This is a genomic window from Cardiobacterium sp. Marseille-Q4385, assembly GCF_916618745.1.
Taxonomy (GTDB): domain Bacteria; phylum Pseudomonadota; class Gammaproteobacteria; order Cardiobacteriales; family Cardiobacteriaceae; genus Cardiobacterium.
Genome location: NZ_OU745373.1, coordinates 1,120,490 through 1,135,817 on the forward strand (window position 1 = coordinate 1,120,490; position 15,328 = coordinate 1,135,817).

The 15,328-nt window shown below is 57.7% G+C and carries 16 protein-coding genes; 13 read left to right on the plus strand and 3 right to left on the minus strand.

Annotation, left to right across the window (positions count from 1 at the left end; translation table 11 throughout):
- Positions 1 to 2: 2 nt before the first annotated feature.
- Positions 3 to 795, minus strand: a protein-coding gene (locus LG374_RS05475; RefSeq protein WP_225756001.1) for an IS5 family transposase whose coding sequence is annotated in 2 segments (ribosomal slippage) — positions 3 to 530 and positions 532 to 795 — 792 coding nt in all. Because the reading frame shifts where the segments join, the coding sequence is not laid out codon by codon here.
- 164 nt (positions 796 to 959) lie between these two features.
- Between LG374_RS05475 and LG374_RS05480 the strand changes: the two genes are divergently transcribed.
- Positions 960 to 2,648, plus strand: a complete 1,689-nt coding sequence (locus LG374_RS05480) for a hypothetical protein (protein ID WP_225756741.1) — start codon at positions 960 to 962, stop codon at positions 2,646 to 2,648.
- Positions 2,649 to 2,666: 18 nt separating this feature from the next.
- Positions 2,667 to 3,233, plus strand: coding sequence for a spermidine N1-acetyltransferase (gene speG / locus LG374_RS05485; RefSeq protein WP_370639330.1), 567 nt, complete (start codon positions 2,667 to 2,669; stop codon positions 3,231 to 3,233).
- Positions 3,234 to 3,906: 673 nt separating this feature from the next.
- On the opposite strand, the gene LG374_RS05490 is transcribed toward speG, so the two are convergent.
- On the minus strand, positions 3,907 to 5,607 hold the full coding sequence (locus tag LG374_RS05490; RefSeq protein WP_370639331.1) for an AMP-binding protein: 1,701 nt from the start codon (positions 5,605 to 5,607) through the stop codon (positions 3,907 to 3,909).
- A 43-nt stretch (positions 5,608 to 5,650) separates the two neighbouring features.
- Positions 5,651 to 6,466: a hypothetical protein gene (locus tag LG374_RS05495; protein WP_225756744.1), complete on the minus strand. Its 816-nt coding sequence runs from the start codon at positions 6,464 to 6,466 to the stop codon at positions 5,651 to 5,653.
- A 230-nt stretch (positions 6,467 to 6,696) separates the two neighbouring features.
- Here LG374_RS05495 and LG374_RS05500 point away from each other — a divergent pair, with 230 nt between their 5' ends.
- From LG374_RS05500 to tmk, 11 genes are all read left to right on the plus strand, one after another.
- Positions 6,697 to 7,566, plus strand: a complete 870-nt coding sequence (locus LG374_RS05500; RefSeq protein ID WP_225756745.1) for a serine hydrolase — start codon at positions 6,697 to 6,699, stop codon at positions 7,564 to 7,566.
- A gap of 11 nt (positions 7,567 to 7,577) precedes the next feature.
- Positions 7,578 to 8,153, plus strand: a complete 576-nt coding sequence (locus tag LG374_RS05505; protein WP_225756746.1) for a DUF177 domain-containing protein — start codon at positions 7,578 to 7,580, stop codon at positions 8,151 to 8,153.
- Positions 8,131 to 8,331, plus strand: a complete 201-nt coding sequence (gene rpmF, locus LG374_RS05510) for a 50S ribosomal protein L32 (protein ID WP_115610477.1) — start codon at positions 8,131 to 8,133, stop codon at positions 8,329 to 8,331. Before LG374_RS05505 ends, rpmF begins: the two co-directional genes overlap by 23 nt.
- 14 nt (positions 8,332 to 8,345) lie before the next feature.
- Positions 8,346 to 9,392, plus strand: coding sequence for a phosphate acyltransferase PlsX (gene plsX / locus LG374_RS05515; RefSeq protein WP_225756747.1), 1,047 nt, complete (start codon positions 8,346 to 8,348; stop codon positions 9,390 to 9,392).
- Positions 9,389 to 10,357 carry a beta-ketoacyl-ACP synthase III gene (locus LG374_RS05520; protein WP_225756748.1) on the plus strand — a complete coding sequence of 323 codons (969 nt, stop codon included), beginning with the start codon at positions 9,389 to 9,391 and terminating at the stop codon, positions 10,355 to 10,357. Before plsX ends, LG374_RS05520 begins: the two co-directional genes overlap by 4 nt.
- Before the next feature lie 11 nt (positions 10,358 to 10,368).
- Positions 10,369 to 11,304, plus strand: a complete 936-nt coding sequence (fabD, locus tag LG374_RS05525; RefSeq protein WP_225756749.1) for an ACP S-malonyltransferase — start codon at positions 10,369 to 10,371, stop codon at positions 11,302 to 11,304.
- Positions 11,301 to 12,038 (plus strand): 3-oxoacyl-ACP reductase FabG, encoded by a 738-nt coding sequence (gene fabG / locus LG374_RS05530; RefSeq protein WP_225756750.1) that lies wholly within the window; start codon positions 11,301 to 11,303, stop codon positions 12,036 to 12,038. The genes fabD and fabG overlap by 4 nt, the downstream gene beginning before the upstream one ends.
- Before the next feature lie 74 nt (positions 12,039 to 12,112).
- On the plus strand, positions 12,113 to 12,349 hold the full coding sequence (gene acpP, locus LG374_RS05535; RefSeq protein WP_225756751.1) for an acyl carrier protein: 237 nt from the start codon (positions 12,113 to 12,115) through the stop codon (positions 12,347 to 12,349).
- 72 nt (positions 12,350 to 12,421) lie between these two features.
- Positions 12,422 to 13,693, plus strand: coding sequence for a beta-ketoacyl-ACP synthase II (fabF, locus tag LG374_RS05540; protein WP_225756752.1), 1,272 nt, complete (start codon positions 12,422 to 12,424; stop codon positions 13,691 to 13,693).
- Positions 13,690 to 14,703 (plus strand): endolytic transglycosylase MltG, encoded by a 1,014-nt coding sequence (gene mltG, locus LG374_RS05545; protein ID WP_225756753.1) that lies wholly within the window; start codon positions 13,690 to 13,692, stop codon positions 14,701 to 14,703. The genes fabF and mltG overlap by 4 nt, the downstream gene beginning before the upstream one ends.
- On the plus strand, positions 14,700 to 15,314 hold the full coding sequence (gene tmk / locus LG374_RS05550) for a dTMP kinase (protein ID WP_225756754.1): 615 nt from the start codon (positions 14,700 to 14,702) through the stop codon (positions 15,312 to 15,314). Before mltG ends, tmk begins: the two co-directional genes overlap by 4 nt.
- The last annotated feature ends 14 nt before the right edge of the window (positions 15,315 to 15,328 follow it).

Here is a 15,328-nt window from a genome sequence, read left to right on the forward strand (position 1 = left end):
GTTCATAGTCTTCGTAGCAGGACTCCCAAGAAAGCCAAAGCTACCATTTGCAGACTGGTACTCAACTTACGCTCGCAGTTTTTCCAAAGCCGTCTGTTCTTTTCCAACCAGGAAAAACTGCGCTCGACTACCCATCGCTTTGGCAATACCGCAAAGCGGTGTAATTCGTTTCGTTTGGCAATCTCTACCTCCGCACCAATCAACTCCTGTACTGACGAAGCAAATGCCTTACCCGTGTAACCACCGTCAGCAAGGATTTTTTGTACCGCCCCAAGATTATCCCGCCCACGTTCCAATGCTAGCAGGCAGCCTTTTCTATCCGTAACATCCGCCGTCGTTACCGCAAGCGCATGCGGCAAACCCTGCGTGTCAACCGCTATATGCCGCTTGATACCGCTAACCTTCTTGCCCGCATCGTAGCCTTTTTCCATGGCGGTATCCGTGTTCTTCACACTCTGCGCATCAATAATCAGGAAAGTGGTTGCTTCATGATGCCCCTGCTTGCGGCGCTCCGCAACTACCTGATTTTTTTAATGCTTCCTCAAGGATGCTGATGCCACTCTCGCGTGGCTCAGTCCATCTCTGGAAGTAGGAATGCACGGTGCGCCATTTGGGGAAATCGCCCGGCAAAGCGCGCCAGGAGCAGCCAGTGCGTTGCAGGTAGAGAATGGCACAAAAGACATCGTACAAGTCCACCTGACGTGGCGCTGTGCGTTTACGGGCACTTTCCAGCAGGGGGAGGAGAGGCGCAAATTGCTCGCGACTGATATCGCTTGGGTAGGTTTTTCTGTTCATGCCGATAGTTTACAGCAGAGGCTGAGACAATGAACACGTTCTAAGCGAAAGAAAAAGCGGGGCCTGCCCCGCTTTTTTATTCCCGAACCGCTGCCGCCAGAGCATTGACAGGTCTAAACGGACACATTACGTTAGCCGCGATTCCTGCAAGCCATTGGTGCAACATGCTGAAAAAAGCCCTCTTTCTCGCTGTCCTGCTCGCCACCGCTGCCCACGCCGTGGACACGCCCGACGGCTGGCAAACCCGCCGCGACAACCTCATGACCCACTATACCCCGGACAATATCGGTGACCGTATCTTCATGGTCAGCGTCCTTGACCCGCTGCCTGACGACGGCAAGGACGAAGTCGCCTGGCTGACCATGATGGCCGACAAACTCGCGCCCAATTACGGCGAAGTGCTGCAACGCGGCGAAGCGGGTGCGGGGCGCGGCATCGCTACCGCCATCTACCGAGTCAGCATCGCGGGCAAACCCGTCACCATCATCTTTACCGCCGTTCCGGCAGGCGTGGGCAACATGCGCCTCATTCAGCTGCTATCCGAAGAAGACCCCGCCCTCCTGCGCGACCATATGGACACCGTCAAGCGCCTTATTTCGGCCTACTACGCTGAAGGCGACAGTGCCGAAACCAGTGCTACCGCCACGGCACAAGCGGCGGAAAAACCCACCGTCAAACCCGCCGCCACCACGCAGGGCGGACCCAAACCCGTCACCAGCAACAGCAAAGAAAGCGACGCCCTGCTCGCCGGCCTCAAGCGCGACAACATGACCATCGGCGGCGCACTCACCTACGGCGACTACGACTGCGCCGTGCAGATGGACAAAGGCATGAAATACACCCTCTCGCTCTACGACAACGGCCAGTACCGCATCACGGGTGACGGCAGCAGCGACGGCGAATACCAATACAGCCCGAGTGGCTACATCAACGTGAACGACGACGTTTTCCTCTACAACCACACCTCAACCTTCGGCCACGGCGTGCGCGAACTCGCCTTCTACTTCACCGACCACGGCAAACCCGGCCTCTACGGACAAAATATTGCCAACAACATCATCGTCGTCTGTGCATACAGCGGCGCAGCGAAGGGTCCATCGCCCGCGCAGGAAGCCGTTGACCGTGCCGAAGCCGCGCGCTTCAAATGGGTGACGGCGCCGGGACAGGGCGTGCAGGCCAAAGACATCGAAACCCTCCTCTTCCACGGTGAGGCCGAATACTTTGGCACGGACATAACCTTTGTCGAAACACAATACCTGCTGCTCAAAGACGGCTGGGCGTACGACAACCTGCAAGTACCGCCTGCCGATCTCGACGTTGCCGCCTCACGCCGGCACGAGCCCGAACACTGGCGGCGCTGGCGCAAACAGGGCGATAACTACCAATACGAAAAAGACGGCCAATGGCAAGCCTACGACGCCACACCCGTGCGCCCGGGCAAAGCAGGCGAAATCCTGGCCGGCACCTACACCTACAGTACCTCCAGCGGTACCCTCTATACCGGCAGCCACGTCTCCTTCACCTACCTCACCTTCGGCAAAGATGGCAGTTTCAGCAGAAGCGGCTACAGTTCCAGCGCCTCGACGAACTATATCGACTCCTCCACCTTTGCCAACAGCGACGGCGTCGTCAGCGGTGTGTACGACGGCTTCCAGGATTCTGGCACTGTCACCGTCGGCAGCACAGGAACCGGTGGCAAAGGCGAAGAGCGTCCCGGTCACTACAAAATCGACGGCTACACCATCGAACTGACCGGCCCCGACGGCAAGACCGAGCGCAAACTGTTCTTCTTCTGGGCGGACGACAAAAACATCAGCGTCGGCGGCACAACCTACTCCCGCGAGGACAAATAAGTGTTCAAAAAAGACAGCATCACCGCGCCCTCCCCCGCATCCGCTATCCGCCTGCGCCCGCTCGAACGCGGCGACCTCTACTTCGTGCACCGCCTAGACAACAACGCCAACGTGATGCGCTACTGGTTTGAAGAACCCTACGAAACCTTCGACGAACTGACGCACCTCTACGACGAACACATCCGCGACCAGCGCGAACGCCGCTTCGTCATCGAATACGGCCCGGACGAAGGCGGCAAACGCAACAACATCGCCGGCCTGGTCGAACTCGTCGAAATCGATCACATCCACCGCCGCGCCGAATATCAAATCATCGTCGCGCCCGACCATCAGGGCAAAGGCATCGCCACCCGCGCCACCGAACTGGCGCTGGAATACGGCTTCAGCGTGCTGAACCTCTACAAAATCTACCTCATCGTTGATGTGGAAAACGCGGGTGCCCGGCACGTGTACGAGAAAATCGGCTTTCAGGCCGAAGGCACCCTGCGCCACGAATTCTTCATCAATGGCCAGTACCGCGACGTCACGCGGATGTGCCTCTTCCAGCACGAATACCTGCAACGCGCACTAACGGCAAACCCCTGACCGCGTAGCAAGCCGCCAAGCGGGATAAATACTGGTTTTTTATTCCCCCCTTCCGGCCTGCGGCCACCTTCCCGGGTACCCATGAAAAAAATGCGAGCATTTTTTTCATGGGAGCCCCGTCCCCCGCAAGCGGGGGAAGGGATTTTTTCGTGCAATGTTCGGACTTGGGCGCGCGCCAAGCGGGGTAAACGCTGGGCTCGTGGCGAGCCGCCAAGCGGGATAAATGCTGGGCTCGCGGACAGCCGCCAAGCGGGATAAATGCTGGGCTCGTGGGCAGCCGCCAAGCGGGATAAATGCTGGGCTTGTGGGCAGCCGCCAAGCGGGATAAACACTAGCCTTACGGACTGCCGCCAAGCGGGATAAACACTAGCCTTACGGACTGCCGCCAAGCGGGACAAACACTGGGCGCGTAGCGAGCCGCCAAGCGGGATAAACACTGGGCTCGCGGGTAGCCGCCAAGCGGGATAAATGCTGGGCTCGTGGTAAGCCGCCAAGCGGCGTAAATACTGGGTTCGTGGCTAGCCGCCAAGCGGGATAAAACCTGGGCTCGTGGCAAGCCGCCAAGCGGGATAAAACCTGGGTTCGTGGCTAGCCGCCAAGCGGGATAAATACTGGCCTCTACCAAGCATAAAAAACCCGCCTTACGGCGGGTTTTTTATTGCCTGCGGTGGCATCAGGCGGGTTTCTGATTTTGCGCCGCTTTGGCTTTTTCCCGTGCCACCAGTTCGCGGCGCAGGATTTTGCCGACGTTGGATTTCGGCAGTTCGTCGCAGAATTCGTATTCTTTGGGGCGCTTGTAACCGGTGAGGTTGGCACTGGCGAATTTTTGCAGCGCTTCCACTGTCGGTTTCGCGCCCGCACGCGGCACGATGCAGGCTTTGACTTTCTCGCCCGATCCTTCGTTCGGCACGCCGATGCACGCCACTTCCAGCACGTCCGGATGTTGCGCCAGCACAGCTTCGACTTCGCTGGGGTACACGTTGAAGCCGGAGACGAGGATCATGTCTTTTTTGCGGTCAACGATTTTCAGCGCGCCGTCCGGCTGCATCTGCGCGATGTCGCCGGTTTTCAGCCAGCCGTCCTGCATGGCGCGGCGGGTTTCGTCTTCGTGACGCCAGTAGCCTTTCATCACTTGCGGGCCGCGCACCCACATTTCCCCCGGCTCGCCCAGCGGCACAAGTTTGCCGTCGTCGTCGCGCAGGCTGACGTCAGTGCCGGGAATGGGGTAGCCGATAGTGCCGTTATAGGCCTTGGTGTCCATCTGGTTGACGCTGATAAGCGGCGAGGTTTCGGTCATGCCGTAGCCTTCGACGATGATGTTGCCGGTGAGCTGCTGCCATTCGTCCGAGACGGTTTTTTCCAGCGGCATCCCGCCGGCGATGACGAAACGCAGATGCGAGAAGTCGAGGCGGCGGAAGTCTTTGGTGTTGAGCAGGGTTTTGAAGAGGGTGTTGACGCCGGTCATCATGGTTGGCGGGTGGCGGCGCAGGATGGTGATGAAGGATTTGATGTCACGCGGGTTCGTCACCAGCACGGAATGCGCGCCGCGCCCGCTGAAAGCGATGCTGTTAATGGTGCAGCAGAAGATGTGGTAGAGCGGCAGCGCGGTGATGAGGACGTCATCCGGGCCGATGTTGTACGAGCCGATCCACAGGTTGATTTGGGCGGCGTTCGCGAGCAGGTTGGCGTGGGTGAGCATCGCGCCTTTGGCGACGCCGGTCGTGCCGCCGGTGTATTGCAGCATGGCCATGTCATCCGGTGCGGCCTGGTGCGGGGTATAGGGCAGGCGTCGCCCTTTGCGCAGGGCTTTTTTGAAGGAGATAACATCCGGCAGGTAGTAGGGCGGCACAAGTTTGCCGATGTGGCGCACGTAGAAATCGACGATGGGCGACCAGAACCAGCCCATTTCGTCGCCGTAGCAGGTAACGATGATGTCTTTGAGCCCCGGCACTTGCGGGCGCACTTCGGCGACGCTGCGGGTAAAGTTTTCCGCCAGCACGATGCCGCGCGCGCCGCTGTCGTTCAGCTGGTGTTCGAGTTCGCGCGCGGTGTAGAGCGGGTTGACGTTGACGACGACCACGCCCGCCAGCATGCAGCCGTAGAGACAGATGGGGAATTGCAGGATGTTCGGCATCATCAGGGAGAGACGGTCGCCGGGCTGGTAGCCGAGGTCGTGGCGCAGGTAGGCGGCGAATGCACGGGCACGTTCGCCGATTTCGGCGAAGCTCAGGGTGCGGCGGAAGTTGCTGAAGGCAGGCAGCGCCGCATGGCGGGCGAACATGGCTTCAAGGAAGGCGGCAAGGTTCGGGTATTCGCCACCCGCGCAGTCGTGCGGGACTTCAGCGCGGTAACTCGCCAGCCACGGGCGGGGGATGTCGTCTGTCGTCGTCATGGGGTTTTCCTTAAGTTGTGCGGGTTCAGTTGCCCGTAATACGTTCGAGTTCGGCGATCAGCGCCTGCCGCTCGCTTTTGTTGAGGCCGCCGATGGTTTTGAGTTTGCGGTCAAACGGCACAGCCGCGCCGCCATCGGCAGGTGCGAAAGCGAGGAGACGGGCAGTATCGCCGCTCACGTCCAGCAGCCACGGCTCCATTTTTTTGCCGAGGTTAATGGTGATTTTGCATTCCGTGCCATTGATGTCGGCGAAGAAGTGGGTGAGCGATTCGCCCTTGACGGCGGCATCGACGGTGGTCAAACGCCACGGGTAGGCGTCGCGCCCATTCAACCCGCGCAAGAGGGTGCGGACACGCGGCAGGGAGACGAACAACGCCTGTCCGGTGAGATAGAGGAAAACAATGCCCAAAACGGCGATGACGGCGGCGACAATCATGCGGTTCACCGCTTTCTCGGCGGCAAGGTCGAGGGTGACTTGACTTGGGTCGCTGTTGGCGGCAATCGCTACCACGCTGAAATCTTTGCCCATGCTGAAATCGAAGAAGAGGAAACTTTTTTCCCAGCTTTGGCCGCCGTCGCGGATGGTGGTATCGCAGTGCGTCACGAGGTAGTAATGGCTTTTGCACTTGCCGTCAATGTCGGCATTGAAGAGGACGCGGTGGTCTTGGCCGATTTGATAATCGGTGTAGGCGGCCTTGCCGAGATAAGCCGCCCACAAAAACAGTCCGACGGCAAAGAGCGGCAGAAATATCCCCGCCGCGAGGATTCTGCCCGGCGAATTGGCAAAGATACCTTTCATTTTCAGCGGTTTATCAGGAAGGTTAAGGGTGAAGTCAGTCATGGAGATTTCCGGTTAGTGAATGAAGGGCAATATTGTAAGCGAGCTTGGCAGACAGCTAAATCGTCCGCATGGTGCCCCATGTCGGCAGGACGTCAGCACGTTGAACGGAAAAACGTGCGGAGGATTTTTGCATCTACCAGCGACGGTTCTCTTCATCATGATTTTTAGCGCCACTCTACAGCCGCTTTGCTAGAATAAGCGCTCACGTTACTGTTTGTTTATCCATCGCCATGTTACTCACCAAACGTCAACTTCTGAGCCGCAGCGGGATGCTCGGCCTCGGTGCCGCACTGCCGCTTTACGCTCATGCCGCTACGCCACTCGAACAGGCCATCAATGAACGCGTGCAGCAATTGCGCGCGGAAGGTCGTCTGGCAAGCGATGAACGCACCGCCTGGCTGGTGCATGATTTGGTTGCCAATCGCCCGCTGGCGCAAATCAATGCCAATACGCCGTTGCAATGCGCCAGCCTGGTCAAGCCCTTTGTCATCCAGGCCTATCTGCTGACCCATTTTGTGAAAGATGCCGCCCTCTATCCAATGAGCGAGCGGGTGCAAAACGAAATGCGCGGCATGGTGGTGTCCAGCAACAACGAATTCACCAACCACCTATTTAAGCGCCTCGGCGGGCCGGAAGGCGTGCAGTGGATGCTGAAAAAACAGGCTCCGCAGATTTTCCGCAATATTCAAATCGTCGAGAATATTCCCGCTCAGGGACGTACTTACCGCAATCGTGCCTCCGTCGCCGACTATGACCGCTTCCTCCGCGCCATGTGGGCGAACCAGCTGCCCGGTGCACAGTTCCTGAAACAGATCATGTCCATTCCCAATCCCGACCGTATCCGCTCGAAAACACAATTCGTGCCGCAAACTGCCACGGTGTATGACAAAACCGGCTCTACCGCGATGCTCTGTGGCAATTTCGGCGTCATCGAATGCAAGGCAAACGGCCGCAGTTACCCCTACACGATTTCCGCCGTTATCGAAAAGGGCACCGCAGCGGGAAATTATTCGAGCTGGATTACCAGCCGCAGTAATGTCATCCGCGAAATTTCGGATATTGTGTACCTGCATTTTGCAGCCAACCATCAGATTGGCTAGGATTTATCGCTTTGACAGCCCAAAATGTTGAGAGTATGATGCGCCACCCTGCGACCCCGCTGTTACGGCATTTTGACCCATGGGCATATGCCAAAAACCGTTGCCGTGATTCCGGCACACTGCCACTGGCAGAAACGGAAACATTGCGACAATGGACGGGGACGCGCGATGACGTCGTGCACTACACCCTTGAAGGACAGATCGACAAGCACGGACAAACCCGTTTAAGCGGTAATGTGCGTGCTGTCTTGCATACCGAATGTCAGCGCTGCCTGGAGCCAATGGCGCTGGAAGTTGCTCATGACTTTGATTATGTCCTGATTCGGGATCAATCTCTGGAAGATAGAGTGGCCGATGGCAGCGAAACCCTTATTTGCGCCGGGGACGAACTGGACTTGGCGTGGTTTATTGAAGAAGAAGTCCTGCTGGCGATGCCGATGATTGCCAAGCATGATGATTGCAGCCTGCCGCAGATCGGCGCGCAAGACCCCCTGCCGCAGGCAGACGCGCAACCCAATCCGTTTGCGGCTTTGAAAGACTTACTGGAAGCTAAGGAGAATTCTCATGGCCGTTCAACAGAATCGTAAAACCCCCTCAAAACGCGGCATGCGCCGTGCCCACGATGCCCTTACCGGTAAAACCATTTCTACCGACAGAGCAAGCGGTGAGCATCACCTGCGTCACCACATTACCAAAGATGGTTTCTATCGCGGCCGCCAAGTGATTGTTCGCGCCAGCAACAAACAGATTGATATCGAAGAATAAAATCCACCTGCGCCATGAGCACGCACAAGCCGCCCGTCATTGCCATTGATGCAATGGGCGGCGATATCGGTTTGGACGTCACGCTGACCGCTATCGCCCTCATCCAAAAGCGGCATAACGACGTTCATATGCTGATCGTCGGCGATGAGAACGCTATCCGCGCCCACAAAGCCTTCCCCACCATTGATGATGGGCGTGTCCGTATTCGCCATACTTCCCAGGTTGTTGCCATGGACGAGGCGCCTGCCAGTGTGCTGCGTCACAAAACCGATTCATCCATGTGGAAGGCTATCGAAGCCGTTCGCGATGGTGATGCGCAGGCCTGTGTTAGTGCCGGTAATACCGGCGCATTGATGGCAAGCAGCCGTTACATCCTGAAAATGCTACCCGGCATCTCACGCCCCGCCATCTGTGCGGTGGTGCCTTCGCGTGGCGGTCATGTGCACTGGCTAGATCTTGGTGCGAATGTTGATGCCAAACCCGAGCAGCTGGTGCAATTCGCCGTGATGGGTTCGGAGCTGGTTAAGGCGGTGGATGAAAAAGCGCAACCGATCGTTGGTTTGCTCAATATTGGCGAAGAAGCCATCAAGGGAAATGACATCGTCAAGGAAACCAGCAAGCTGTTAGAACAAACCGGCCTCAATTACTGCGGTTTTGTGGAAGGCAACGACATCTTCCTCAAAGAACATTTGGATATCGTGGTTTGTGACGGCTTCGTTGGCAACGTCGCCTTGAAATCAGTCGAAGGTATCGCCAAATACATTCAGACCACCTTGGAACAAGAATTCCGGCACAGCATCTTCAGCAAAATCGCCGCACTCTTTTCCCTACCGGTTTTGCGTCGCACCAAGCGCCGCATCGACCCGCGCACCTATAACGGCGCTACCCTGCTCGGTTTACAGGGCATCGTCATCAAAAGCCACGGTAATGCCGACGCTTTTGCCTTTGCCAATGCTATTAACGTCGCGCGTCTAGAAATCACCAACGGCATCATCGGTCACATTCGTAAGCAACTCGAACAACCGCAACCCCGCATTCCGGCAGAAGATACCCCTGCATGATTTACAGCAAAATACTCAGCACTGGCAGCTATCTGCCACAGCAGGTCATGACCAATCATGACTTTGCCGAGCGGATGGATACATCCGACGAGTGGATTCGTACCCGCACTGGCATCGAACAACGCCATATTGCAGCGGCCAACGAAAGCAGCACCGATCTCGCTTACTACGCCGCACGTGATGCCCTGCAGGTGGCGAATATTGATCCCGCCAGCATTGACCTGATCATTGTTGCCACTTCCACACCGGAACACCTTTTCCCCAGTAACGCCAGCCAACTGCAAATGCGCTTGGGCTGCGGTAACATCCCGGCTTTTGACATGCAGGCAGCCTGCTCGGGCTTCGTCTTCGCGCTGGCTACAGCTGACAATTTCATCCGCGCGGGCAGCAGCAAACGCGCCCTGGTTATTGGTGCAGAAGTCTTCAGTAACATTCTGGACTGGAGCGATCGCAGCACTGCCATTCTGTTTGGTGACGGCGCCGGTGCCGTCATCCTTGAAGCCTCAGATACCCCCGGTATTCATGGCTCTGTGTTGCACAGTGATGGACGCTACAAGGATCTGCTACTGGTGCCGCGTGGCAGCGGTTCCCCGGCAGACAGCCTTGCTGACCGTCTGCCTTTCATCCACATGGAAGGGCGTGAAGTCTTCAAAGTTGCCGTGCGCACGTTATCTGGACTGGTGGGTGAATTGCTTGAGCAACAACACATGCAAGCGGAAGATATCGATTTTCTTATCCCGCATCAGGCTAATCTGCGCATTATCAAGGCGACTGCAGAGCACCTCAACCTCCCGATGGAGAAAGTCATCCTCACCGTAGCTGAACACGCCAATACATCCGCCGCATCCATCCCACTGGCATTGGACTACGGCATTAAAAACGGTACGATACAGCGCGGCCACAAACTACTGCTGGAAGCCTTTGGCGGCGGATTCGTTTGGGGCGGAAGCATTATTACTTACTAAGAGGAGCGTATATGACCACCATCGCACTCATCTTCCCTGGGCAAGGTTCACAAAGCACCGGTATGCTCAAAGAGTTGGCCACCGTCTATCCTGCCGTACAACGCCGCTTTGTCGAAGCATCCGATATCCTCGGACTTGATTTGTGGCACATCTCCCAAGAAAACCCAAGCGGCGAACTGGATCAAACTGCCATTACCCAACCAGCCCTGCTTGCCGCCGGCATTGCCTGTGCTGATATCCTGCATGAAACCTGTGGCTTCACTGCGTCTTACATGGCCGGGCATTCCCTCGGTGAATACACCGCGCTGTGTGCAGCTGGCGCTATGACCTTTGCGGAAGCAATACAACTCGTGCACATGCGCGGCAAAATCATGCAGGAGGCTGTTGCCACGGGCGAAGGCGCCATGGCAGCTATCCTGGGGCTGGACGATGAAGACGTTATCAGCGTTTGCAACCGCACCCCTGGTAAAGTAAGTGCGGCCAACTTCAATTCCCCCGGACAAGTTGTGATTGCCGGCGAAGCTAAAGCCGTTGCTACCGCAATAGAGAATGCCAAATTGGCGGGGGCCAAACGTGCCGTCCCGCTTGCTGTCAGCGTTCCTTCACACTGTGAACTGATGCGCGCTGCTGCTGCGCAACTCAGCCTGCACCTCAATAAAATTAACTGGCAACCGGCAAACGCCACCATCATTCACAACGTGGATGCCAAGCCCCGCGATACCGCAACCGGTATCGAAATAGCGCTCGGCGCCCAGCTCTACCAGCCAGTGCGCTGGGTAGACTGCATTGAGGCACTCGCTGCACATGGTGCTGATCTCTTCATTGAGGCCGGCCCCGGCAAAGTTCTGACCGGTCTGAACAAGCGTATTAATAAGAATCTACGCACTATCGCCTTTGATCACCCTGACAGCGTCGACGCCGTACGACAAGCCCTGGAGACAGCATGAACCTGCATAATCAAGTTGCCCTTATCACCGGTGCCAGTCGCGGCATTGGTCGCGCCATTTTAGATGCGCTTGCCCAAGCGGGTGCTACCGTCATTGGTACGGCCACCAGCGATAGCGGTGCAGAAGCCATCAGCCACTACATCGCTGAAAAAGGCTATCAGGGCAGCGGTAAAAAACTGCTGGTCAATGACAACGATGCCATTGAAGCCCTCATCAAAGATATTGCCGCAGAATTTTCTCCCGTCGCTATCCTTGTCAACAATGCCGGTATCACTCATGACAACCTGCTGATGCGGATGAAGCCCGAAGAATGGGACAAGGTCATCGATACCAACCTGAGCAGCGTGTACCGCCTCAGTAAAGCTGTCCTGCGTGACATGATGAAAGCCCGCTGTGGCCGCATTATCAATATCACGTCTGTGGTCGGCATCATGGGCAACGCCGGCCAAACCAATTACGCCGCTACCAAAGCGGGACTTATCGGTTTTTCCAAATCCCTGGCTCGCGAAGTCGGCTCACGCGGCATTACCGTCAACTGCGTCGCTCCGGGTTTTATCCAGACCGACATGACCGATAAATTGCCGGAAGAACAAAAAGCCCAGCTTGCCGCGCAAATCCCGCTGGCCAAACTTGGCCGGGTCGAAGACATCGCCGAAGCCGTCCTCTTCCTTGCCCAGGCTGATTACATTACCGGCGAGACCATCAACGTCAACGGCGGTATGTATATGGTGTAAAGCCGCTCTGTGGCAAACACCCCCTAAACCTTTTACAATGCCCCCCTCAATCACAACCTAGGAAAACACACACCATGAGTAATTCAATCGAAGAACGCGTCATCAAAGTGATCGCAGAACAACTGAGCGTTGATGAAGCGCAGGTCAAACCTGAAGCAGCCTTCATCGATGATCTTGGCGCCGATTCCCTTGACCTCGTAGAGCTCGTCATGTCGCTGGAAAAAGAATTCGACTGCGAAATCCCTGACGAAGACGCCGAAAAAATCACCACCGTGCAAACCGCCATCGACTACGTCAAAGCCAACAGCTAAGCGGGTCGAAAGGCAAGCCACGGTAGTACCCACTGCTGTGGCTTTTTTTATATCCCTTAACGGCAGAAACACATGACGCAACAAACTACCCACAGAGCCATACCTCGTGTCGTCGTGACCGGCATGGGCATCGTTAGCCCCGTCGGCAGCAGCATCGCCAGCGCATGGGACAACATCCTCGCAGGCAAAAGCGGCATCACCCCTATCACCGATTATGACCCGTCGGCATTGCCCGTGCGTTTTCGCGGTTCCGTGCAGGGATTTGACCTCGCCCGCTACCTGGACGCCAAAGAAGCCCGCAAAATGGACAGCTTCATCCACTACGGCTATGCCGCAGCGGTAGATGCCATCACAGACAGCGGCCTCGATTTCAGTAACAATCCCACCCTGCGCGAGCGCACCGGTATCATCATCGGCTCCGGCATCGGCGGCCTGCCCGGCACCCTGGAAGGCTATCGCGAATTTTTGGAACGCGGCGCACGACGCGTCTCGCCCTTCTACGTCCCGCGCAACATCATCAACATGATTGCGGGCAACATCTCTATCCACTACGGCATCACCGGCGCGACCCTCGCCACCGTTACCGCCTGCGCCAGTGCCACCCATTCCATCGCCCAAGCTTACCGCATGATCCAGATGGGTGATGCCGATGTCATCATCGCCGGTGGCGCAGAAAGTGCCGGTAACGACATGGGCATTGCCGGCTTTGCCGCCGCCAAAGCCCTCTCGACCCGCAACGACGCTCCCGAACAGGCCTCACGCCCGTGGGACAAAGACCGTGACGGCTTCGTTCTCGGCGACGGTGCTGGCGTCATCATCCTCGAATCCCTACCGCATGCTCTTGCACGCGGTGCCACTATCTACGGCGAAATCATCGGCATGGGTATGAGCTCGGACGCCCACCACATGACCGCCCCATTGGAAGACGGCTCAGGTGCCGCACGCTGCATGACCCTGGCGCTGGCAGATGCGGGCATCACTCCCGAAGACGTGCACTACATCAACGCCCACGGCACCTCAACTCCGGCCGGCGATATTGCCGAGACCCGCGCGATTAAAAAAGCTTTTGGCGACCACGCCTACAAACTGGCGGTGAGCAGTACCAAATCCATGACCGGTCACACCCTCGGTGCCGCAGGCGGTCTCGAAGCCATCTTCACCCTGCTCGCCCTGCGCGACCAAACCGCTCCGCCGACCATCAACCTCGACAATCCCGGCGAAGGCTGCGATCTGGATTACGTCCCGCACCAAGCCCGCCCGATGCTCATTGACATTGCCTTGTCCAATTCCTTCGGCTTCGGCGGCACCAACGCCAGCATTCTCTTCCGGCGGTATGCGGCATGAAACGCCTGCTGCTCAACCTCTTCCTCACCCTCATCCTGCTTGCCGGCTGGGGGGTGGGTATCTTCTACCTGCAATACCAAAAAACCCTGAATGCCCCGCTCGTTGCCGAGGGAGACGGCATCATCACCGTCAAGCGCGGCGACACCCTGGCTACACTCAATCGCGAACTCATTCGCCGGGGCGTCATCAGTGGCAGCGACTGGGTGTTGCCGCTCTACGCCCGCCTCAACCCGCAAGCTGCCAATATCAAAGCGGGCGACTACCGCATTGACGAGAACGCTACCCTGCCGTCGCTTATCAACGACATTACCAACGGCAAAGTCGTCGTGTATAGCGTTACCGTCATCGAAGGCAAAACCTTCAAAGACCTGCGCGAAACCCTCAGACAGACCGCCGGCCTCGAACACACCCTGAACAACAAGACCGATGCGGAAATTGCCACCCTGCTTGGCCTGCAAGGCAACCCCGAAGGATGGTTCCTGCCTGAGACCTACCAATTCAACCGGGGTACGACAGACCTTGACATGCTGAAGCGCATGTACGACGAAATGCAGCGTACCCTCGAAAAAGCCTGGGCAAGCCGCGCCGAGGGCCTGCCGCTTGCGACCCCCTACGAAGCGCTTATCCTTGCTTCCATCATCGAAAAAGAAACCGGCGTCGCTGCCGAACGTCCGCAAATATCAGGTGTCTTCACCCGCCGCCTGCAAAAAAACATGCTGCTGCAAACCGACCCGACCGTTATCTACGGCGCGGCAGACTACCACGGCGACCTCACCCGCAAACACCTGCAAACCGACACCCCCTACAACACCTACATCAACAAAGGTCTGCCGCCGACCCCCATCGCCCTGCCCGGCAAAGCCAGCATCGAAGCGGCACTGCATCCGGCAGACGGCGACAGCCTTTACTTCGTCGCCGACGGCACAGGCGGCCACACTTTCAGCGCCACCTACGAAGAACACCAACAAGCCGTCGCTGACTACCTGAAAAAACAACAAAACAAACCATGAACGGCCGTTTCATCACGCTGGATGGCAGCGAAGGCGTCGGCAAAACCACCCAACTCGCCCACATCCGTGCGTGGTGCAGCGCCAACCACATCGAAGCCTGCTTTGGCCGCGAGCCGGGCGGTACCCCCTTCGGCGAACAACTGCGCGCCATCCTGCTTGACCCCGCCACCCACGCCGACCCCATCAGCGAACTGCTGCTCATCCTCGCCGCTCGCCGTGCCCATCTCGAACAAACGATCCTGCCCTGCCTCGCGCGTGGCGCGTGGTACATCAGCGACCGCTACCGCGACGCCACCTATGCCTACCAGCACTACGGACGCGGTATCCCCGCCGCTACCATCGCTGCCCTCGAACAGGCAAGCGGCACCGACCGCGTCCCCGATCTCAGCCTCATCCTTGGCAGCAGTAGTGCCACCGCGCGTGACCGCCTGAGTGGACGCGGGCAAAGCGCCGACCGCTTCGAAAACGAAAATAGCGATTTTCATGCCCGCGTCGCCGCCGGTTACCGCGCCCGCGCCACCGCGCCACACGCCCGCTGGATAGACGCCGAAGGCGATCCGGATACCGTCTTCGCCCGTATCAGCCCGCATCTTGAAGCCCTGCTCCTCTGAAGCGGAAGGCATCA

Coding starts and splice junctions, on each gene's coding strand:
- LG374_RS05495 (WP_225756744.1), bottom strand. CDS start 6,466: ATGACTGACTTCACCCTTAACCTTCCTGATAAACCGCTGAAAATGAAA.
- mltG (WP_225756753.1), top strand. CDS start 13,690: ATGAAACGCCTGCTGCTCAACCTCTTCCTCACCCTCATCCTGCTTGCC.
- plsX (WP_225756747.1), top strand. CDS start 8,346: ATGAGCACGCACAAGCCGCCCGTCATTGCCATTGATGCAATGGGCGGC.
- LG374_RS05480 (WP_225756741.1), top strand. CDS start 960: ATGCTGAAAAAAGCCCTCTTTCTCGCTGTCCTGCTCGCCACCGCTGCC.
- fabF (WP_225756752.1), top strand. CDS start 12,422: ATGACGCAACAAACTACCCACAGAGCCATACCTCGTGTCGTCGTGACC.
- acpP (WP_225756751.1), top strand. CDS start 12,113: ATGAGTAATTCAATCGAAGAACGCGTCATCAAAGTGATCGCAGAACAA.
- LG374_RS05520 (WP_225756748.1), top strand. CDS start 9,389: ATGATTTACAGCAAAATACTCAGCACTGGCAGCTATCTGCCACAGCAG.
- fabD (WP_225756749.1), top strand. CDS start 10,369: ATGACCACCATCGCACTCATCTTCCCTGGGCAAGGTTCACAAAGCACC.
- tmk (WP_225756754.1), top strand. CDS start 14,700: ATGAACGGCCGTTTCATCACGCTGGATGGCAGCGAAGGCGTCGGCAAA.
- fabG (WP_225756750.1), top strand. CDS start 11,301: ATGAACCTGCATAATCAAGTTGCCCTTATCACCGGTGCCAGTCGCGGC.
- LG374_RS05500 (WP_225756745.1), top strand. CDS start 6,697: ATGTTACTCACCAAACGTCAACTTCTGAGCCGCAGCGGGATGCTCGGC.
- rpmF (WP_115610477.1), top strand. CDS start 8,131: ATGGCCGTTCAACAGAATCGTAAAACCCCCTCAAAACGCGGCATGCGC.